Source organism: Sphingobacterium kitahiroshimense (assembly GCF_025961315.1).
Taxonomy (GTDB): domain Bacteria; phylum Bacteroidota; class Bacteroidia; order Sphingobacteriales; family Sphingobacteriaceae; genus Sphingobacterium; species Sphingobacterium anhuiense.
In genome coordinates, this window is record NZ_JAOQNK010000001.1 from 2,150,651 (window position 1) to 2,172,623 (window position 21,973).

The window sequence follows — 21,973 nt, forward strand, 5'->3', positions numbered from 1 at the left end:
TTTAAATCATGGTCAGACAAGAATACTTATGCCTTCCATTATCGGGTATGTTTAACTAAAATCATTCTTGCTTTATCGGTCGCAGTAGCATCTTTTGCACTCTTGCCAATAAGAGCAACCGTATATACGCCTGCTTCCTGTATGGGTTCGGGGCGTCCTGATTTCTCGTAAAGTTTTTTATTGGCGATAAAAGCTTCGTGTGTCAACACGCTGATATCGCTTGCCCAAATACCCGGAACGACATCAGGTGTAGAACGATAGACCATAAATTCAAAAGGATTATAGAGTGTTCGATATCCGATATATGGTCTTTCCATCTTCGGAATTCCAGGTTGTAGATTTTCTACCGCGTCCCGATTATCGAAAGACGTGGCAGGAGACTGTCCATTGCCCACGGTAAACGTCACATATGGATTTCCAATGGATAAGTTTAAAAAGCGTTTTGGGAAATAAAACTGATATTGTAAACGGGCAAAACTGGCATCATCCTGAGCTCCTGTATAGACCGAACCACTTAAGTCATTGGCTACTAATAGCAGTTGAGGTTTACCATCTTGTTGGGGATAAAGCCAAATGGTATAATTTTGTGCCGGTTGCATCGCCTGCTCCAAAGAAGCCAATACTTTGCCTGATGCATCCAATGCTTCTATCCTATGTGTTCCCTGAATCATATTGAGATAATTACTGGCCTGACCAAAAGCCAAAGCATCGGCTAGTGGTTTACCATCAACCCGAAAATTGATCGGTTGACCTGCTCGCGCATTAGCTGCTTGAATACGGGAATAGGTCCGGTTGGCAGGAGCTGCTACATCGGTCAATACCTGAAAAGCATTCTGATAATAGGAAGAGGTATTTCCGATTTCATCGACGTAGTAATTAAATTCTCCGGGAGCAACCAACAAGGTATACACGCCACCGGGTTGATAGGTCGTGACGGGAGCGTAATGCAAATTGCTATTGCTCGAATGATCGATAGCGATCGTGGATGTCGACGGATGAAGGACAGTGTATGCGTAAGTATCTGCTCCCAAAGCTGGAATCTGCCTTCCGTCTTGGAGCAATAACCTAAACTGATAGGTACCATAAGGCAGTTCAATATAATCAGAAGCTACTGCATTTGTCTGTATATTATTGGTTTGTGTACTGACCAATGTACCATCGGCATACGCTAGAGATACGGCCCCCGTAATATCTTCCTGCATACCCAAAAGGCCCATGGTCTGATGTTTGATAGGACCACCCAGATTGACGACTCGGATTTTAAAATGATCCGGTTTTGAAGGAGCGGAAACCGCACGTGGCACCGCTACTATATCCGGTTGTCCATCCATAAATAACGTAGGCATCAAGAAATAATCCATCGGTTTACGGTAATCGTTGGCAGCCTGAAAAGTAATGTCCCGATCTAAAGCCCCCTGATAATGACGTATCCCCAACGTAAGCTTTACTTGATCCTGTTGGTTAAAGAGATCCTGTGGAATTACCCAGCTTTTACCCAATCGTCCGTCTACAGGAAAATAGGATGTACCCGGATAGCGATCAGTATCTGGAGCGTCTGGACGACGTACGATAAAATTGGTTAAACTATCTTTACCTGAAATAACCTGATTAAATCCAGCCATATTTATAATCCGCACATTTGATCGTTCACGGTTTTCCGTTACCGCCCGATTGTCAACACCCATATCCATTTTTTCTTTCTGACAGGCCGTGAACACGAATGTGAAAAATAAAATGGCCACATACATGAGGTGGTTATCCACTAGGCGAAACCAATAAGCTTGTTGCGTATGATCGCGTTTGTACTGTTTAAAGTCTAATTTTTGATATCGCATGACTACAATAAATTATATGTAAAGCCTACCATGATTTCCGCACCGCGTTTATAACTACGGTTGATGTACTCGTTGCCGTACCATTTTCCTCCCGTTTGCGGATTAGCATACACCGTTTTAATCGCTGGATTCATGATATTTTTGGCAAAGCCCTTAAATTGAATTCTTTTATTGATCCGTTGACTAAATACAAAGTCCAGATAAGGCACTGGCTGTGTATATAGATCTGGCTCACCCGTTAGATTGATCTGGACCAAGCGTTCGCCGACCATATTAAAGGTCATCGTTAGATCTGTTCCTGATTGATCATTATCATAATTTAACCAAGCGTTGATCGAATAGGGAGCTTGTTCAAACAGGGGGCTATTTTTTGGTGAATGTCGATCCAACGAGCGATTAGCTTCATAGCGCGCTGCTGATTTTTGGATCTCACTTTGAGCAAGCATGAGGTTGGAGCCTAAGAAGAAATTGCGTAAAGGATCGATCAACGTTCCCAAGTTTTTAACCACTTCAAACTCGACACCCCATACTTTACCTACATTCACATCATTCTGGAATTGTATGGTCGGAAATTCTGGGTAAGTAGCTGCCAATCCCTGAGTTTCCAGATTAAACACCTTGACCAACTGGTTTTCGATACGCTTACCAAAAGCCGAAACGGCTATAACCTCGCCTTTTGCCGGAAACCATTCCCATCTAAAATCTGCATTTTGAGTATATTGATTTTTCAGATTTGGATTTCCAACGACCAATCCCATTTGAAAAGCATCAAATTCAAATACATTGGTTATTTCCCGAAGCTCCGGCCTTGCCAAGGTCGTATTGACAGCGCCCCTGAAATTCATATTATCGTTTAGGGTAAAGGTTGCATTCAAAGAGTAAAAAGGCTTATAACCAGTTTTATAAACCGAATTTGGATCAATCGGGTTAAGCGGTATTGGAGCTTCTCCATTAGCGCCTGTTGTCAATGAAGGATCCAAAAACACGCCAGCTGTATCGACTGTAGAGCCAATATTGGTCATTTCAAATCGAACACCCCCTGCCATACGGAAACGATCGGTCAATTTTAGATCAAGCATACCGTATAGGGCATTGGTTTCAAAATAACCGGTATAATTGTTCGGCGATTTCTGACTGTTATATAAAAATCCGCCGATAGGCATCATTCCTTCACCCTGACCAGCTGCTGGTATTTTCACTCCAATGATTTCATTACTGACCAGACGATTCAGATTACCTTCAACGTCATAGAGCGGTAATGCTTTATTTCTGGTAAAATTCGATCCTGGTAAGAACAACTGGTTTTCTGTAAAATCCCGATCCCGAAACAAATAGTTTACCCCTGTTTTGAACTCTTGCTTCTGACCTAATAAGCGGAAAGGAATGCTGATATCAGCTTTGTAATTGTAATTCTGTTCTGTCAGATTTCGCCATCTCCGGCCATTCGGCTCCGCCTGCATAATACCATAGGTGCCAAATCCATTGACATAACCTGAAGTCAAGGCATACAGATGTTGAGTATACACCTCTTCTGTTTCACCATTATTTGCGCCGACGACCGGTCTGCTATAATAGCCTCCTCCACGCGGGATATAGTCTGCTAAACTCGCGAAACGAAAATCAGGATCATTCTGTTTGGATTTTGAACTGGCCACATTGTAACTTAGACGAGGAGAAAGATCACCTTTTAAAAATTTGTGTTCTCCTTGTAAATTGAAGGTATTCAAGTTTCTGAACGTCTGTTTAAGCGAATAGGTTGTACTTCTCACCTCTCCTGGCAAACCCGTGTATTCGTATCGACCATTTAGGTGAGTAGATTTTGTTTCACCGCCCCAGCTCCCGAGGTACTGCATACTGATTTCATGCTGTGGATTAAATCGGTAGGTCAGTCCCACCAGCGTTCCATAATTCAATGTTTCGGTTCCGGTATTTTCCTTATAAGTCTGATATTTGCCCATGTACAGACTATTAGGTGTAATATAATTTGGAATATTACGAACACTGTACACGTCCGGATTACCGGTTACGACTCCTTGATAGATACTATATTGTGTCAAGTCACCGCCACTGATATCGGTTGTTCTTCTATAATAATTACCTCCTAAAATGACCCCTAGCTTATGTCTCTTATTAAACAGGTCATAACTGTTTCCAAAGGTGGCGGAATACAACTGGTTCAATGGCGCTTTTTTATAGGTACTGGTCATCACAGGATCAAAGCCCTGCATAATGCCGTTAATCCGTCCGACCTCCTGATAAGCATCGTTGCTATAATTACTATTGGCAATCAAATTATGGATCGATGATAAACCTGCGGGATATTCTTTCGCTAGATGTAAGAAATCAGTCGACAGATTTTTATTATTGATTTTTGTGCCTAAAAAGCCCATCTCACTATTCCAGAAACTATTGTACTTCCCTCCCATTCCAATATTTGAATTTAATCCGGTCTGTGCTATGACTTCGAAAGTCATCCGATCGGGGACAGACTTTGTTTTCAGTTCTACAATCCCCGAAGCCGCATCTGCCGGTTTATCAGGTGTCACCGTTTTATAAATGGTGATGTTATCCAATAAGGAAGCAGGTACCAAATCTAAAGGGATAGAACTACGGTCAGGATCCGATGATGCTAGACGTACTCCGTTTAGCTGTCCAATCACCGATCGGTCACCAAGACCGCGTACCGCAACATATTTATCGTCAGTAACGGTTACTCCGGTGACCCGTTGTAAAGCTTGAGTGGTTGTAATACTTCCCGTACGCTGTATCAATTCAGCTGAAATAGCATCCTGAACAATAGATGCTCGTTTACGCTCTTCCAAAACGGCAACTTCGGTATTTGCTTTACGTCGCGCCTGTACCCTCACTTCAACTTCATCTAATGCTGTTGAGGCAGAACGCAGTTGAATCAGGATATTACGTTCGGCGGCGTTAATCGATACTTCTCGGGATTGGTATCCCAATAAGGTGAATACAAACACCTGTGTGCTTTTGGGAACGATGATTGTAAAATTGCCCGAGGCATCGGTAGTCGCACCCAATGAAAGACCCTTGACCCGAATGGTGACCCCAGCAAGAGCCGCTTTATTATTCACATCTTGCACCCGTCCGGTCATCGTAAATTGCTGTTGTTCGGGTTTGGATTTGCTTCCAGCATTTTCTGGAGCATCGGTCACCACTACTAATTTATTTTTAATCACATATCGAAAAGGTAGGTCGGAAAAACAAGCCATTAATGCCTGTTCAATGGAAGCATCCTTCAGGTTAATATGGATCGGTTTGGTATTTTTAAATAATTCAGTATCATAAAAAAAGTCGTACTGACTTTGTTTTCTGAATTCCTGTAATATGGATGGTATGTTGCTATTTTGCTTATTCAGTGTAATGCGTTGTCCAAAAGTAGACGCACTGACCTGAACCAACAAGCAAGTCATTAACATCATGGTGATTTTCATAACACGCATGCATTGATAAAAATTCATATGTATTTATTGTCCTTTAACAAGACTATATAGCAGATTCATGACGGGTGTTTACCCAATGCAAATGAATATTTTATATATTTGTTGTCGTTAATATTAATTGATGATTTTGTTCGCACAACGTTATCGATCAGCTTAACGCACTAGCCAGAGGTGTTACGAGCACCTTTGGCCTTTTTTAAAAGCCGATCAGGTATTATAGAGGTATTAATCGGTCACAATAATCCTCCTTTCTATCAATTTCAATTTTGCTTTTCCCGTTATTTCAACCATATCCATAATAGCAGTTAAGGGCTGAGAACGCGAAACGATGCCATCAAATTTGAGTTTTCCTAAATGTGGTGGACATACGATATCCACATCGTACCAGCGCGAAACTTTGCGCAGGATACTGGTTAATGGCTCACTTTTAAACACAAAATCTCCGGCAGTCCACGCTACCTGCTGCTCGACATCTGCCGTACTTACGACCAGCTGTTTATCTAAGAATGACTGCTGTCCGGGACGCAACAGAATCGATTCGCCGTTTAAAGAAGAAGTTACGCGCACACTTCCTTCCAGCAGTGTGGTAACTATTCCGGGTTCATCGGGATAGGAGTTCACATTAAAATGCGTACCTAATACTTGGATCTCCTGATGCGCTGTTTCCACATAAAAAGGGATACGCTCGACCCGACCATGCTGACGCTTTTCCATTTTGGCAATTTCAAAATATACCTCACCGGTCATTTTTACCCGGCGCTCGTTATGCTCAAAATGTAGGGGATAGTGTAAGGTTGATGAAGCATTCAACCAAGCCTTAGAGCCATCAGGTAAGGTAAGTCGATACTGCCCTCCTTTAGGAGTAGTAATGGTATTGGAAGCATTCTTGTTATTGGATTCGGATTCGGAAACACTGTAAATAAGTTGACCACTTTTTGTTTTCTCTACACGGACTCCGCCTTCTAGGGCTAATGTTCCTACGGCAACTTCATCTAATGAAATCGTAGAACCATCTGCTAGAGTCAATAAAGCTTTATCTTCTCCCGGTATCACTAAACTTTGCGTATTGTTATCAGGCTTAGACAGGAAAGATTGACGAAAAATCAAGTAAGAGATGGAACAGATGAGCAGTAGTGAAGCTGCGATCTTTAGCCATGAGGAAATTCGAAAACCCGGATCCAGTTTCTTATTTTTTTTAGCGATCCGCTTCTTAAGTCGAAGATAATTATCTTCAGCAGTCGTAACGGTAGCATGATAAGCCAGCGCTTGTACGATACGCTTCTGTTCTTCAACTTCTTTACGATACTGCGGACGATCCTGAAGCCAATTCTCCCATTTGGCAACATCATGAGCAGGGTATCCTTTACAATAGTTAATGAAGCTCTCATCTGCTAATAATGCTTTCAGATTCAGTTCTTCCATGTTTTATTTTTCTTCATTTGATCAATAGAGCATGGAGTAAGCTTTTTTCACTACTGATTTTCTAAAAAAAATAAAAAAAATGTTGAAAGGGCGCCAATGGCTATTTTAAGGAAAGTTTCTTGTTCTTCAGTCAACAGATTTCGTAATTTATCAACAGACTTATAGATGGTGTTGTAGACCGTATTGATCGAAATACCATTTGCAACAGCGATCTCATGATAGGATAATCCAAGGTAAAATTTCTGATAAATCAACAAGCGTTGCTTCTCGCCAAGCTCATCTACTTTTTCTTTTACAAAGCGACCGACCTCATCTTCCGTATAACGCTGTATAAATCCATCTTCAACAGAAGGTACCTCACAGTTTTCTAATAAAGTAGCCATGGTAGGTATCATTTCGTATTTTTTTGCGTCGCCACGGAATAGCTGGCGCAAAAATATGGTAATAATGTAATTATGCTGATTCTGTATCGCACTGCTTTTTATCCTATTTTCCCATAAATAAAGAAAGACATCGTTAATGGCATCTTGAATAATATCAATAGCAAAACCACGTTTGGTGCCGACATAGCTTAGGTAATGGTGATAGTATTCGTAAATCTGATAAAACGCTTCTTCACATTCTTCGATAACAAATTTATTCCAGTGTTCTTTCAGGTCGTGGCGTTTTATAAGAGGCATAAATTCAAAATAATACGGTTAACTATTCCTTACAAAGAAATAGAACGCATATTAACAGAGCATTAATTATAAATAACCAAATCATGTCATCTCTAAGAGCAGCATAAAAACAAGCTAGCAACAAACATCACATACCTTGCCTGTATTGCCCCATCGACAATATTTGCCCCCCTTACTTAAAACAATAGATCATTTGAATCAACATGCATTTTTTTAATAATATTGGGTTTGTACCAGATTTATTTCTTCACTTTTTATAATTACACTAAATGCAACTTAATTGCATTTAGTGTAATTATTTCCTATATTTGCTTTTGTATAACAATTCAGAAAACAGATTATATATGATACCTCAAACATTTGAACAATGGAAAACCTGTTTGGTAAATGATTGCAAGATCAGTCTTACGAAAGAATTTGCAACTAGGAGGCTTGCTGTTTACCATGATTTGGATAAGCCCGAAACGAAAAAATTCATCCGCTTATATGGTTTTCAACATTATCAAAATATCATTGGCTGGTTTACAAAAATAGTTGAAGGCTCGATTTAGGCTAAAATTAACAAGGCAATACAACTGAATACTTCTACTCATATTGATAGTGCTTAATATAAAACTCTAAAGAATTAACTACATGCAGACAGAAACATCTTTATCAAATCCTGCTTTGAGCATCGGCAAGAAACTTCCGGTCACCGTATTAAGCGGTTTCCTTGGTGCTGGAAAAACAACCTTACTTAACCATATTTTGCAGAACAAAGAGGGCTTAAAAGTTGCAGTAATTGTCAACGATATGAGCGAAGTGAATGTCGATGCACGATTGGTTGAAAATCAAAATACACTATCACGTACGGAAGAAAAATTAGTAGAAATGAGCAACGGTTGCATTTGCTGTACACTCCGTGAAGATCTCATGGTTGAAGTTGAAAAACTTGCGAATGAAGGACGATTTGATTATTTATTGATTGAAAGTACGGGTATCAGTGAACCTATTCCGGTAGCGCAAACTTTTTCCTATGTTGACGAAGAACATGGGATAGACTTGTCTCGCTTCAGTTACATTGATACCATGGTTACGGTAGTGGACTGCTTTAATTTTTTCAAGGACTTTGGAACAAATGAACTGCTACAGGATCGCAATCTAACGGATATGGAGGGGGACGACCGAACCATTGTCAACCTGCTTACCGATCAGATCGAATTTGCCAATGTCATCATCCTGAATAAAACAGATTTGGTGGATGCTGGAACAGTTGGTATTTTAAAGGCTGCGATACACAAATTAAATCCAGAAGCAAATATTATCAGTTCTGTTTTTGGAAAGGTAAGTCCAAAAGCAATATTAAACACCAACCTGTTTGATTTTGATGAAGCCCAGACTTCGGCGGGATGGCAAAAGGAGTTGGAGTCGGAGCATCATGTTCCTGAAACTGAAGAATACGGGATTAGTTCGTTCGTATTCAGAAATCAAAGACCTTTTCATCCTGAACGGTTTTGGCATTACTTAAACCATAACTATCCCGCAGGTATTATACGTGCCAAAGGTCTTTTTTGGCTAGCTTCTCGTCGGGATGAAGCTTTAAATTTTTCTCAGGCAGGCGGATCTTCACGCCTAGAAACAGCTGGCGTGTGGTGGAGCAGCATGTCTTACTTTGAACGCATACAGTTTGAAAGTTATGTAGCCAACAAAGACTATATTGAAAGTCGCTGGAGTAAACAATGGGGCGACAGGATAAATGAACTTGTCTTTATCGGACAAGACATAAACGAAAAAAAAGTAATGCTGGATCTGGAAAAATGCTTACTCCAAGAAGATGAGTTTTATCTGTTTGATAAAAACATCCTATTCGAAGATCCTTTTCCAACAAATATATAAAGTGGAGAAGATCAGTGAAAAAATAAAATAGCATGGTAGCATAAGTATGCTCCATGCAATTTTATTATCATCGGACTTCAACATGCAGATACCCCCTTCATCATAAAATTGACCTGATAGCAGGTTTTATTTTAAAAAGCTCACATCCTGAACGGATCAAAATAATGAAATAACCATTCAAGTATATCCATAAGCTTTAAATAAATTATCAAAAAAAATGGCACGATAACACAGCATATTGTCATTGATGATCCTGTTACGATCGAGTACCTTTGTCCTAATCAATATGCAAATTACGTTGAGACATGGATAAGAAAAATATTGCCATTTTGATATTACCAGATGTACAATTATTGGATGTAGCAGGACCTACTGATGTCTTTCATACGGCCAATGAGATTTTAAAAAAAGTAGGTTATGGCGCACCCTATCAGCTTCATTACCTGTCGGCATTAAAATCTGAAACTGTCACATCAAATTCAGGTATCAAGCTCCAATGCGACGCAAGTATTTTCAATATAACAACACCTATAGATACCTTGATCATTGCGGGCACGCACCCAAATTTATTTGAAAATCTTGATGAAACGGCCTATACATGGCTCAAGCAAATATACCCGCAGGTAAATCGCCTAGCTTCGATCTGCGTCGGCACATTTCTAATGGCCAAAAGCGGCCTGCTGAAAAATAAAACAGTGACCACACACTGGAAATATGCAGGTCTGCTTAAAAGTATGTATCCTGAAATTCATGTTGACGCCCGATCTATTTTTTTAAAGGATGGCAATATCTATAGCTCTGGCGGGATCACTTCTGGAATCAACTTGGCATTACATTTAGTTGAAGAAGATGTGGGGCGGGACATAACCATACAGGTGGCCAAACATCTGGTATTTGGAGTACATAGACTCTCGGATCAATCACTTTTTTCTGAAGAATTACCTGCTGTTGAAAATATGAGTGAACTTGTTCAAAAAGTTTATCACTATGCTAATGCACGTATTGAAGAAACATTAAATCTTGAACAACTAGCATCCGCAGTAAACATGAGTCCCCGTAATTTTTCACGGGTCTTTAAAAAAGAAACTTGTTTTCCGCCTGGACAATTTATCGAAAAAATACGTTTAGAAAAAGCAAAACAACTACTTGCTTACACTGCTGACACCTTAACGATTATCAGTGTTCAATGCGGCTATGATCAGGTCAGCTCCTTAAACAAGCTGTTTTATAAATACTATAAAATTAGTGCAATACAGTATCGAAAAACATTTCAACATTAATTCATAAATACCTTTTCAAAAATGGAGATCAACAAAGATAAAACTATCAAAAACATTGCATTTTTTGTTTTTGACCAAGTAGAAGTATTAGATCTAAACGGACCTTTAGATGTATTTGTAAAAGCAAATATAATAATACCAAACAGCTTTAATTGTTATACTGTTGCCTTGGATACTACGCCTATATTTGCAGAATCCAATACCATGCAAATTATTCCTAATTATACAATTGATAATTGTCCACAAGCAGATCTGATTATCGTACCTGGAGCATTTCCTGAAACAATTATCAAATTATTCAAAGACGAGCATTTTGAATCCCGATTCACAGCATGGGTTACAGCTCAGGCACAACGTGATACTGTAATTGCCAGTATTTGTACAGGTGCGCTATTACTTTCGAATACTAAGCTTTTAGATGGAAAATCTATTACCAGTCATTTTATGATGACAGATCTGTTACAAGAACTAAATCCGGACAGTCAAGTTGTAACAGGGCCTCGATATATTGATCAGGGTGACTTATTAACTACTGCAGGCATCACAGCGGGTATAGATGCAGCCTTATATATGGTGACAGATATCCTTGGTCAGGATGTGGCTCAACAGATTATTGAAATTTTTGAGTATAAAGCAGAATTGCAAATTCATTAAGCTCACTTACCTGGATAATCGTATCGTATAAGATTGAAAAACAGTCTTTACATGATCACTTCACCTATCCATTCTTTCTTACATCAAGTAAAATAACATCAATTAAAGGATTGCTCAATTCCTTTAAACGCATACCCTGTGGATTTTACTTTCAGTTTTTGAAGAGCTAGTTAGGTTATTTTAAAAATCACTTCATGTCGCATGAAGTGATTTTGCCCATTACTAACTTTTTTGATCGTGCTTTAAACCATTGATCAGCGTTGTATGCAATTCCTTTATCGATCAAAAAACACCTTCCATCGGCTGATTCCACCTTTTCATCGGTAGAAATTTCATCGAATGCTGCATTCACATATTTTTAAGAAAAATTAAAAGATATGTCACTATTCACACCGCTTATTTGGATCTCTTTGATGCTACCATTAATGGCTATTGCTTTTGCCAAAACGAAAAAAGTAAATACAAAATTTTTAATCCTTTTTATCGTCTATTTTTTAACGGATTGTTATATCCAACATTTTAGCAGACAATATTTTAGCCTTGATTCGATCGGCCTTAAATTTTCATGGATCGGTAAAATATTGAGTTTATTGTTATCGCTGACCATCATTTTCTCGGTAAGCAAAACCCATCGTGAGCAGATCGGATTCACCTCGAAAAGTAATGCAAAGAAACAGGTGAAATTCGGTATATCCATATTCCTTGGATTCTTACTTTTTGATTTGATTTTCAAATTTATCTTATTCCCTAAAGGAGGTCATTTTGATCTTGAGGCATTCGCTTTCCAGGCTACAATGCCAGGCTTAACCGAAGAATTAGTTTTTAGAGGCATTTGCTTTTGGCTTCTTGATCAAGCTTTTACTCCCCAATGGAATATCAAAGGCATCTCATTTGGCTGGGGATTTATTATCGTGACCCTGCTATTCAGTGTTGCACATGGTCTTGTGTTAACGGAAGATCATCAACTCAAATTTGATATCATAACCATCATCTACCTCACGCTGATATCTTCGTTAAGTCTTGGCTTGCTAAGGAAATTTACAGGTAATCTGATTTATCCCATAATAGGCCACAATATGGTCAATGTATTGAATGCACTGATACGAATATTATAGTGGAACATATGCTGAAATAGGGCAATAGGTGAATCATGAATCTGCTAACAAGCGATCGTAAATACCATAAGCAATTCTCTTTTTATATGAAAAGTAATCCTATAACTCGTTCAAAAAACTATATTTGGTTGATCATTTAAACAAACATCATGTCGCAGGATACGAGAATTTTATCTAGTTATTTAACAAGTAAAATAGCTGAATTTGATTTTGATAGTTTATACAGCAAAACCAGTCGAATTTTACTTCATGTCTGCATGTGGTTCACTTTTTCCATCTTATTGCTGTTGAGCTACATACTTGCATATAAACTCTCTTTTTTTAATGCTACCATCCTAACCATTAGGATGACAAGCGTTAATATGCTCGTTTTCTATCTGTTCTTTTATGTGTTACTTCCCAAGATTTTATCCGGTAGCAAGAATAAGATCATTTTACTTCTAGTCATTAGTTTGCCGATATTGCTATTTATCTGGATTGCTACTACCTATTTTTTCTCCCTAATCTACCATGCGCTGGGCTTTGAAATAGAAAATGGAGAACTAAAGAATGCTATTAAGATGAGTGCCGATCAGACGTTCTTACAAGCCGTATCTGTAAAACGCATGATTTCACAAGCATTCATTGTCATTTCAATTCTATCGCCTTTCTTTTTTGTCAAAATTCTATTTGAAATTTCAAAATTATACAGTAAAACCTTAAAAATTCAAAACGAAAAAGCTTCATTAGAAATTGAGAATATCAATATTGAAAAGAATTTTTTAAAAGCACAGCTTAATCCACATTTTCTATTCAATACTTTAAATAATCTCTATGGTCTTGCAATTAAGAAAGATCCCACTACGCCAGAGGTGATTGTAAGTCTTTCGGACATTATGAGTTATACACTTTATGAGTCTAACACGGAAAAAGTATCCTTGCAGAAAGAATTGGAATTTATAAAAAACTATGGTGAACTCGAAAAAATGCGATACCCGGTAGATAAAAAGATCCAATTTGATCTTCCTGAAGAAAGTGCATTATTAGGTTTATACATCGCTCCTCTCTTAACATTTACATGTATTGAAAATGCTTTTAAGTACGGACTCAAAAATAATAAAGAACAGCTTATATATTTGACGATAAAAGTTAAGGATCATCATTTTTACTTTCATCTTGAGAATGATGTTGAAGACTTTGTCCCGACAAAAAACTTTGGTGGTATAGGTCTATCTAATTTACAAAAGAGACTTCAATTGTTATATCCCAATAAACACGAACTCAAAATAGAGCATTTACAAAATAAATTTATCGTCAACTTAAAAATAGATTTAGCAAATTATGGATAAATTCACCTGTATCGTCACCGATGATGAACCACTTGGTAGAGAAATTATAGAATCATTTGTAAAAGAAATACCCTTCCTTAAGCTTGTCGGCTCATTTGGAGATCCTGTAGAAGCATTGCTGTATTTACAAAGTAATGCTGTTGACATCATGTTTAGCGATATCCAGATGCCGAAAATTAATGGTATGGAGTTGGTAAATGCCTTGGTCAATCCACCTGTTATTATTTTTATTACCGCACATCGTGATTTCGCATTGGATAGTTTTGATGCTGGGGTAACAGATTACTTAGTTAAGCCCGTTCGATTCGATCGCTTTTTAAAAGCAGTAAATAGAGCCAAAGAAAGTGTATTGGCCGGTAAAACTCCAAAGATACAAGAAGCAAGACCTGATCGTATATTTATAAAATCAGAAGGAAAATTAGTGAAGATCTTATTGCATGAAATTCTGTACATTGAATCCCAAGGAGATTATCTAAAAATCGTTGTTTACGAAAAAACATATACCACACAAGCTACGCTCAAATCCATGGAAGAAATCCTTGATAAGCAACTATTTTTTCGTATTCAGCGGTCGTTTATCCTCAACATAGAAGCTGTAAAAACAGTTACCGGAAATATGATCGAATTAACCAATGGCAAATCAATAGCGATCGCTGTAAACAAAAAGGAGGAGTTTTTCACCTTATTGGGCATCAAATAAAAAAGATAATTTTAATATTTAAAAGAGATCCTTATGGTAGATATACAATTTAAGAAGAGCAATATTATGACAGGCATTTTCCTTTGTATTGCATTTATTGTACTATTACTTTTCATCTTTTATACCTCGTCCAATAGCTATGCCCCCATACTAATATTTTTAATATGCATAACTTTACATATTTTATATTTTCACAAGATAAAATTCTGGATCGATCATAAAAATGGCCGACCAGGATTAAGCATTGAGGAACAAGGTATATTAAATAACACCGCTGATACATCCATTTTTATTCCTTGGGAAGAAATTCAAAGTTTTGAATCTGGCTTTTTTCGTACCCAAAATCAAATCTTTATCAAAGTTAGGAACGAAAAAAAATATGACCAAGTTAAACGTACGACATACTTAACTGCTTTAAATAAAATAGGTCGCCTTTTTAGGTCAAAACCAGATTTACTTTGGATCGATGTTGATGTCTTAGCGATCTCAGAACAACAGCTTTTAACCTTACTGCGGTCGAGGTTGGCTAAAAATAACCGTCAAGGGTAAAACTTCCTTTAGATCAACTATTATTTAAAATTAAACACCGCTTTTAAAACAGCCATCCTGCCTCGTAGTTCATACTGATTATGAGTCTGCATATTCGCCGATATGTAATAGGTTTCAAATTTCTTCACATTTGCCAAATTCGTCAAATTTAGTTCAAAATCCGTTTTCAACTTCTTGTGACGATAGCGTAAAAATGTATCAAAGAAAACATAATTAAAATCTTTCAATCCCGGTTGATGGGAATACGTATTTCTAGCACTTAAACGCAAATGAACGCTTGAAAATAGATTTACCGGTAAACTCATTTGATGTGAAGCATTAAATGTATTTCTATTTAATTCATCAGATCCACCCTTTTGTTTCGTACTTACCCAAGATAATTGTCCAGTATAAGAAAGGTTCAACTGCTTCCATATTTTAAATTCCATATTTGGCCTCAACGTATAACTTGTATTCTGAAATGGAAGTATCTCCTCATTAAATAACTGATTATAGTCCGACAAAGACCACGATGCAGCAATTTTCACCGTACTCGATAAAGCAAAAATGTATTTATCAATCCCAGCAGAAGCACTATAGGACTTCACTTCATTTTCTTGGGCGATCAGCTGTGTTTGAGTCGACTCCTCATTGATTACATTAGAAAGCATTGTACTTGATATGGATTGGTTGTAGCCCAATCCAAAATTAAAAAATAGCAGTTTTATTGTTTTACCTAACTTATAGTTTAATCCAAAATTATTGCTCCTATTTTCATTGATCCCACCACTATTAGTCGATAAAGTCCGGTAATTTCTAATCAGTAAACCTCGATACACATTTTCGATAGTTCCAAAAGTATTGCCTCTCTGATAAGAAAAACTAAGTTCATTCTCTTGGTGTACTTGCAAACGAGCTGAAAATGAAGGATTAAATAAAAGATTATTCTGGCTATTATCGATACTAAAACCGTCATCAATATAACTGGTGTGTTGCCATGATAAAGGCAAACTCAACTTTGTGGCTAGTCTATTAATACTCCATTCATAGTCTGCATTGACAGAAAACGATGAACGATTCCAGTGCATATTATTCTCCGTAGAATCAACATCTGTAGCCTTTACAATTCCTTCTTTATTGAGATCAATACCCGATTTGAGTTTTTGGTCTTCCATCATTGCCCCCAGCGTATAGTATTGTTTGATCTTTCCTTTGGGAAGCCTATATCCGATACTACCATTCGTAAAAATTGTGGGAACTTCAACATGTTGCAGTGTTTGTTCATATGATATTCCTGAAGCAAAGATATCCGGAAAAAGACCAGGAGAAAAAGCTAAGGTCTGTGGTTTATTGGCGTAATTCATATACCAATTGATCTGCACAATATCTCCATTTTTAAGTTGAGGAACCCATTCCAATTGATTAGAAAAGCCTCTAATTTTATGGTTCAAATTCCCGAAAATAGTATTTCCATTACTCCCTATTGTGGCGCGCCGATCTTCTTTTTCATATTCGAACGAGAACGTATTATTGATATAACGCTTTTCCATGTTCTTGTTCAATGACAACCGAAATGCTGCTAGCCATTCCGCTGTTTCTGTATATTGGTTTTCATCAAATACAAAATCTCCTTCTTCCGAAAAATAGCTTGTTTTTCCTTGAAAAGTGGTATTATTCTTATCATACAAGAGCTGTACATTCGACTTCAGTTGCAAACCATTTTTTATATTCAATAGATTATTTGCATTTAAAGCCACTGTATTATTCATAAAATAATTTGATTTTGCTACAGGAGGACCACCAACAGTCCCTACAGCAAGCAAATTATTTATAGGTGAATACCCCATTTGTGCAAACACGGAACTTTGATTAAATCCAGTAAAATCACCAGTCAAGTCATTACCTATATTATTTCCCTGCAGCACATTCAATACCTTATATTTTTTATTGAACAAGATCGTATTGACTTCTGCATCATATTGCTTGGGCATTCCCGCTCCCAGTTTAGCCTGACCGGTTAACTTGAGCTTAGCATCGTCTTTAATAACCAGATTTATCGCCACATTATCTGTAAAACGCTTATTTTTCAACACTTTCATATGTTCGTGGTTGGTCAGTACCTGTATATCCTTTACCATCTTATGTGGAATAGTTTTCGTGCCGATAGAGTAGCGATCATCCAGCAGATCGTCTCCATCGATATAAAACTTAGAAATAGATTTACCTTGGTACTTGATAGCACCGTTTTCTCCAACTTCAATACCCGGCATGCGTTTTAAAACCTCACCAATGCTACGATCCTCATCCTTTGCAAACGTCGAAACATCATAAGATAATGTATCCCCGATTCGACGGATCTTCGGTCTACTTTTGACTTCAACATCATCCAATAAAACAGCTTTCTGTTCAAGTTCAATCGTTTTTTTAGTACGAAGATCTGTCAATGGAATTATTTTTTTATGATACCCTAAGTGGTTGATCTCGAGATATGCTCCATCCACACCTTTCAATGTAGTTAAAGAAAAAGCCCCATTCTCATTTGTTTCTTTAAAGGTTAACAATTTATGGTCACTTGACTTCAGTACCACATGGATATAATTTAACGGTTTTCCCGACGCCTTATCTACTAATACCCCTTCAATGGCAACCTGCTGCCCAAAAACCCATGCACTACAAAGTATATAGCATATTACAGTAAGAGATCTTAATAACATATTATGGTTTTAATTCTAAAGGATTATTAGTGACCGAAGAAGGTTTATAATTATCATCATTTTTAATAGATATCGATTTAATTTTATTAGGGTCGATAGTTGAAAATGGCACGTCGCTCGTTACAAAAACTCCACTCTTTTTTATAGAGGAAGAACCACCCGATTTTGTTTGCATATACGCCTTTGGATTGGTTTTAAAAGCCTTGTACAATTTTTCTACCTCTTCAGGTGCTGATAAAATAACATCAACCGGAGCACCAATCGTAATCTGAACACTATCAGCAAGTTTATCAAAACCAGAATACTCGAACTCAACTTCACTTTTATCATCCCTGGCTTCCAAAATTAATCCTGGTAAGCCGTGTAATTTCCATGGTCCAAAAGAAAAAGGAAGATCTGTTGTAAACCAAGTTGTGTAATGTCGACCGCCAAAAGTCGTTGTCGCTTTTTGACAAGTATATCCGCCTATTACTTTAGTATCATCATGAATATCCCAGTCTTGTTTAGGATATACTGCATCCAACAAGAACTCATCGGATGCTACACGTTTCACTTCAATCATACTGGATTTAGAGGATTCTAAAAGATAAGATTCTCTTATTCCGCTAGTGGATTTCGAAACAATAACATGACCATCAAAATTTAGAGCATCCATCTGTTGCGCAGATTGTTCTTGTGTTCTAGTAGATGAATAACTTGTGTAATAGCTTGTTTGGGGACTTAAATAAGTTACGACTTCATCTCTCCGATATTTATCTCGTTGTGTTGTATCATTAACGTGTTTAAAGAGGTAGTGAATTTTCGCAATTGCCTTTTCTTGAGCCTTAACAGTGATCCCCGTTAATAACATCAATACGATGAATAGATTTCTTTTCATTTTTTTGGTCTAAAGCAGTTGAATTAAGAATAAGGCGTAACGAAGCCAAAGTATTATATTCCGATTCGAATAATTTTAGGGTTTTTAATACGGTTTTAACTCGAGTGGATTATTGATCACAGAAGAGGGCTTATAATCATCATCATTCTTAATAGTCATCGATTTAATTTTTGAAGCATCCATAGCTGGAGCTGATGAACTCGCGCCACTAATGCTAACAAAAACACCAGCGCCTGTAGATCTTCGGCTAGATCTGGTTTGCATATAGGCACTGGGATTTGCCTTAAAAGCCTGCTCTAATTTCTCTACTTCATCTTTTTTAGACAAAATTGCATTTGCAGGAGTTCCAATTTTCACTTGTACATCATCAGTTAATTTATCAAAGCCAGAATATTCAAATTCCACCTCACTCTTGTCATCCTTTACCGCCAAGATCAGTCCTGGTAAGCCATGCAATTTCCAAGGTCCAAAAGAAAAAGGAATATCTGTTGTAAACCAAGCGGTGTAATGACGACCAGCAAAAGTTGTAGTTGCTTTTTGACAAGTATATCCACCAATTACTTTGGTTTCATCTTCTATATCCCAATCCTGCTTAGGATAAGTAGTCTCTAATAAAAACTCATCAGATGCAACACGTTTTACTTCTACCATCTTGGACTTCGAAGGTTCTAAAAGATAAGATTCCTTGATACCACTAGTCGATCTGGAAATCACTAAATTACCATCAAAATCCGGAGCTGATAGTATTTTTGAAGTCTGTTCTTGCATTCTAGTACTAGAATAACTGGTGTAATAACTAGCTTGTTTACCAAGGTAAGTAGCAACTTCATCACGTATATGTTTGTCTTTTTGTGTGGTATCATTAACATGCTTAAAGATGTAATGTATTTTAGCAATTGCCTTTTCTTGTGCATGAAGAGAGAGCAGGCTGAATGAAATGAATGTGGTTAATAAGATTTTCTTCATAATTTTACGATTTATTTGTAAACTTACGAAATATTCGTAATTAACAAATACTCATTAAGGAAAATCATAAAATAAATATATAAATAACTGATTCATTGATAAATAAAATCAAATCACATGTCTTCACATTTATAATTATCAATATTTAGTGATCTCCTTATAACAGTTTAATAATAATCTTTATAGCCATTTATATAGAATATATAGCGCTTAGCTCATCATCTTTGTCGTTGTACAATGAAGATCACGGACTAACCGTAGGCTTATATAACAGACATCAATGCAAAGTAAAAAATAGACTTGTCTTATTGTAGAACAGCAAGCATTATGATAACAGCTTTTTGATCGTATGATTTTATTTGCTAGTTTTATATGTCAAGATATCCTTGGCAAATGTGGAAATCAATGATAAGAGAAATTTAATAATTAAATACAGCCTGGAAAAACCTACTTAAAATCTAACAACAGACTACATTCAATAGTTAGTGAATATGGATCGTTGCTTTTTTTATTAGTATTAGGAATTCTTACAATAAAATTTAAATGATTGTAAATAACAAAATAGGAATTACGCTTTCCGGTGGTGGCTTTAGAGGAATCGCCCATTTGGGCATACTCCAATATCTTCAGGAACTGAACATACAGCTTCATGCTATTTCAGGAGCGAGTGCAGGAGCTTTGGTCGGTGCGTTTATAGCTGAAGGATACGCTCCGCTAGAGATATTGGAGTTGGTAAAACAGGAAAAATTCTTCACCTATTCCGACTTCTCCATTAGAACTGATGGCCTGTTCAGTGCAGATATTTTTGAAAAAATCATTAAAAAATATATTCCGCACGACAGCTTCGAAAGCTTGAAAATGCCCCTATATGTTGCTGTTACAGATTTAACCAATGCGGAGTCTCTTATCTTCAACCAAGGCTCACTATCTTTTGCTATTAAATCTTCCTGCTGTTTTCCTCTGGTATTTCAGCCGGTAGCTTATAAAAATAACCGTTACTTATGTGATGGCGGAATATTAAATAACTTTCCGGTGGAGCAGATTAAAGCAACATGCAATAAAAGTATCGGCATCAATGTGAATCCGGTCAACCGTTCCGAAGGACGACTGAACTACAAGCAGATTGTGGAACGTATTATCCGAATTACAACCTCAAACATTAAGGCTGAAGCTCCTGGCGATTGCGATATATTTATACAGCCTGAGGAAATCAATCAGTTTAAAACATTTGACACAAGTAGAGTGAATCAGATATATGAATTCGGATATAACTACGCGAAAAAATTTGAGAAAGAATTTTTAAATCTCCAGAAAGAACTCGGCTAATAGCTAGTTTTAATCATGATAAGAAAGCTCGCGCTTCCATAAAAACACTTTTTCTGTTGTCGTTTCTTGATCTTTATCAATAACAACCTCTTCTCTCATCACCCAGTTGTTGTTCTGATCATATATATAAGAATAGGTAGTTGTACTACCATAATTAGGATCTGCGGTTTTGTAAATGGAAGAGACAACATCCCCCTGTTCATTATATTGATAGGTGTAAGAAGAGTTTTGATCTCCTGAAAAAATTTTGTTCCCTTTGGCATCGTATTTATAACGGGTAATTATAGATGGAGTTTTCTGTGGCCACTCTACTTTTTTACTTTCAATAAGCACTCCGCCATTACCAAGTGTTTTATAAATTGTTTCACTTAAGACAAATTCATTCATAGCATCCTCGACACGTTCATAATTTTCTTCAATCTGTCTATGATCCTCGTACTTATAGAGCGTCCGAAAGCCTCTGCCCTCCTCGATCACTTCATCACCGTTTTTATCTAAAGAAGTATAGTATACTTTCCAAAGTTCCCCTTCGTCATTATATTCCAGTTCTTCTTCAGCTTCTTTTTGACCTGTCTCCCACCAAAAAAATAATTTTAGTTTTAATTGTGCTCCACTGTAAAAGTACTCTGTAGTGAGATAAGCACTATCTTGCTTAGTCTTCTCATCTTCAAAAATAACATAAAGATGAGTCAGAATGCCATTGCTATCATATACTTTACGTTCGTTCCATCCATCGCCATAATAACGAACCGTGTCCATTTTATTATTCTCTAAGACGTAGCAAAGTTCATTTACTGACTTCAGTACAGGTTTATTCATATTCGAAAATTTCCCTGTACTATAGTTTTTCAATGCCGATCTTTTCTTTTTCAAATATGTCTGATAATCTTCATGTATCACCGTATATATAGATGGCCAAAATTGAAAGGGTTTATCATAAGACTTTTTCTCACGGGCGGCTTTAGCATTGTCAGCGATATCATTTTCTAGATCATTATTTTTTATCGGAGATGCAATCATAGGAGGCACTTCTGCAAAAATAGAATCAGTTATTTTTCCCACCACAACCGGTGGTTCAATTTGTTTCTTAATCGGTTTAAGGATCTCCTTTTTTATTATTTTTTTCGTTTTTTTGCTTTGCGCACTTCCACTTTGAGAAATGCATATCAATAGCACAGTAGCAATAAAATAATAGTGAAGTAATTTCAT

17 protein-coding genes are annotated in these 21,973 nt (G+C 37.1%); 9 read left to right on the plus strand and 8 right to left on the minus strand.

Annotated elements, in window-relative coordinates:
• Nucleotides 1-38: 38 nt before the first annotated feature.
• The 4 genes from M2265_RS09740 to M2265_RS09755 form a co-directional block, all read right to left on the minus strand.
• Entirely contained in the window at nt 39-1,835 is a 1,797-nt protein-coding gene (locus M2265_RS09740; RefSeq protein ID WP_132771848.1) for a DUF4397 domain-containing protein, read from the minus strand.
• 2 nt (nt 1,836-1,837) lie between these two features.
• Nucleotides 1,838-5,317 carry a TonB-dependent receptor gene (locus tag M2265_RS09745; RefSeq protein WP_264599351.1) on the minus strand — a complete coding sequence of 1,160 codons (3,480 nt, stop codon included), beginning with the start codon at nt 5,315-5,317 and terminating at the stop codon, nt 1,838-1,840.
• A 207-nt stretch (nt 5,318-5,524) separates the two neighbouring features.
• Nucleotides 5,525-6,721, minus strand: a complete 1,197-nt coding sequence (locus M2265_RS09750) for a FecR family protein (protein WP_132771849.1) — start codon at nt 6,719-6,721, stop codon at nt 5,525-5,527.
• A 50-nt stretch (nt 6,722-6,771) separates the two neighbouring features.
• Complete coding sequence (locus tag M2265_RS09755) at nt 6,772-7,401, minus strand: RNA polymerase sigma factor (RefSeq protein ID WP_021191562.1); 630 nt, start codon at nt 7,399-7,401, stop codon at nt 6,772-6,774.
• Nucleotides 7,402-7,745: 344 nt separating this feature from the next.
• Between M2265_RS09755 and M2265_RS09760 the strand changes: the two genes are divergently transcribed.
• From M2265_RS09760 to M2265_RS09795, 8 genes are all read left to right on the plus strand, one after another.
• A complete protein-coding gene (locus tag M2265_RS09760; RefSeq protein ID WP_021191561.1) occupies nt 7,746-7,952 on the plus strand; it encodes a hypothetical protein in 207 nt (68 codons plus the stop codon).
• Between the two features lie 82 nt (nt 7,953-8,034).
• Nucleotides 8,035-9,276, plus strand: coding sequence for a GTP-binding protein (locus tag M2265_RS09765; protein ID WP_021191560.1), 1,242 nt, complete (start codon nt 8,035-8,037; stop codon nt 9,274-9,276).
• A gap of 305 nt (nt 9,277-9,581) precedes the next feature.
• Entirely contained in the window at nt 9,582-10,556 is a 975-nt protein-coding gene (locus M2265_RS09770) for a GlxA family transcriptional regulator (RefSeq protein WP_132771850.1), read from the plus strand.
• Between the two features lie 21 nt (nt 10,557-10,577).
• Nucleotides 10,578-11,210 (plus strand): DJ-1/PfpI family protein, encoded by a 633-nt coding sequence (locus tag M2265_RS09775; RefSeq protein WP_132771851.1) that lies wholly within the window; start codon nt 10,578-10,580, stop codon nt 11,208-11,210.
• Nucleotides 11,211-11,587: 377 nt separating this feature from the next.
• Nucleotides 11,588-12,325 carry a type II CAAX prenyl endopeptidase Rce1 family protein gene (locus tag M2265_RS09780; RefSeq protein ID WP_031289233.1) on the plus strand — a complete coding sequence of 246 codons (738 nt, stop codon included), beginning with the start codon at nt 11,588-11,590 and terminating at the stop codon, nt 12,323-12,325.
• 149 nt (nt 12,326-12,474) lie between these two features.
• On the plus strand, nt 12,475-13,653 hold the full coding sequence (locus M2265_RS09785) for a sensor histidine kinase (RefSeq protein WP_021191556.1): 1,179 nt from the start codon (nt 12,475-12,477) through the stop codon (nt 13,651-13,653).
• Nucleotides 13,646-14,353 carry a LytR/AlgR family response regulator transcription factor gene (locus M2265_RS09790; RefSeq protein ID WP_021191555.1) on the plus strand — a complete coding sequence of 236 codons (708 nt, stop codon included), beginning with the start codon at nt 13,646-13,648 and terminating at the stop codon, nt 14,351-14,353. The genes M2265_RS09785 and M2265_RS09790 overlap by 8 nt, the downstream gene beginning before the upstream one ends.
• Before the next feature lie 33 nt (nt 14,354-14,386).
• On the plus strand, nt 14,387-14,902 hold the full coding sequence (locus M2265_RS09795; RefSeq protein ID WP_132771852.1) for an STM3941 family protein: 516 nt from the start codon (nt 14,387-14,389) through the stop codon (nt 14,900-14,902).
• 20 nt (nt 14,903-14,922) lie between these two features.
• Here the strand turns inward: M2265_RS09795 and M2265_RS09800 are convergent, their stop codons facing one another.
• The 3 genes from M2265_RS09800 to M2265_RS09810 all read right to left on the minus strand — a co-directional run bounded on the left by M2265_RS09800 (nt 14,923) and on the right by M2265_RS09810 (nt 19,438).
• The gene (locus M2265_RS09800) at nt 14,923-17,595 is read right to left on the minus strand and encodes a TonB-dependent receptor (RefSeq protein WP_132771853.1); all 2,673 of its coding nucleotides are present in this window, start codon (nt 17,593-17,595) and stop codon (nt 14,923-14,925) included.
• Nucleotide 17,596: 1 nt separating this feature from the next.
• Nucleotides 17,597-18,472 (minus strand): GLPGLI family protein, encoded by an 876-nt coding sequence (locus M2265_RS09805; protein ID WP_132771854.1) that lies wholly within the window; start codon nt 18,470-18,472, stop codon nt 17,597-17,599.
• Nucleotides 18,473-18,556: 84 nt separating this feature from the next.
• Nucleotides 18,557-19,438, minus strand: coding sequence for a GLPGLI family protein (locus M2265_RS09810; protein WP_132771855.1), 882 nt, complete (start codon nt 19,436-19,438; stop codon nt 18,557-18,559).
• 543 nt (nt 19,439-19,981) lie between these two features.
• On the opposite strand from M2265_RS09810, the gene M2265_RS09815 reads away from it, so the two are divergent.
• A complete protein-coding gene (locus M2265_RS09815) occupies nt 19,982-20,764 on the plus strand; it encodes a patatin-like phospholipase family protein (protein ID WP_021191549.1) in 783 nt (260 codons plus the stop codon).
• Nucleotides 20,765-20,773: 9 nt separating this feature from the next.
• Here M2265_RS09815 and M2265_RS09820 read toward each other — a convergent pair whose 3' ends face one another.
• Nucleotides 20,774-21,973 carry a hypothetical protein gene (locus M2265_RS09820; RefSeq protein WP_132771856.1) on the minus strand — a complete coding sequence of 400 codons (1,200 nt, stop codon included), beginning with the start codon at nt 21,971-21,973 and terminating at the stop codon, nt 20,774-20,776.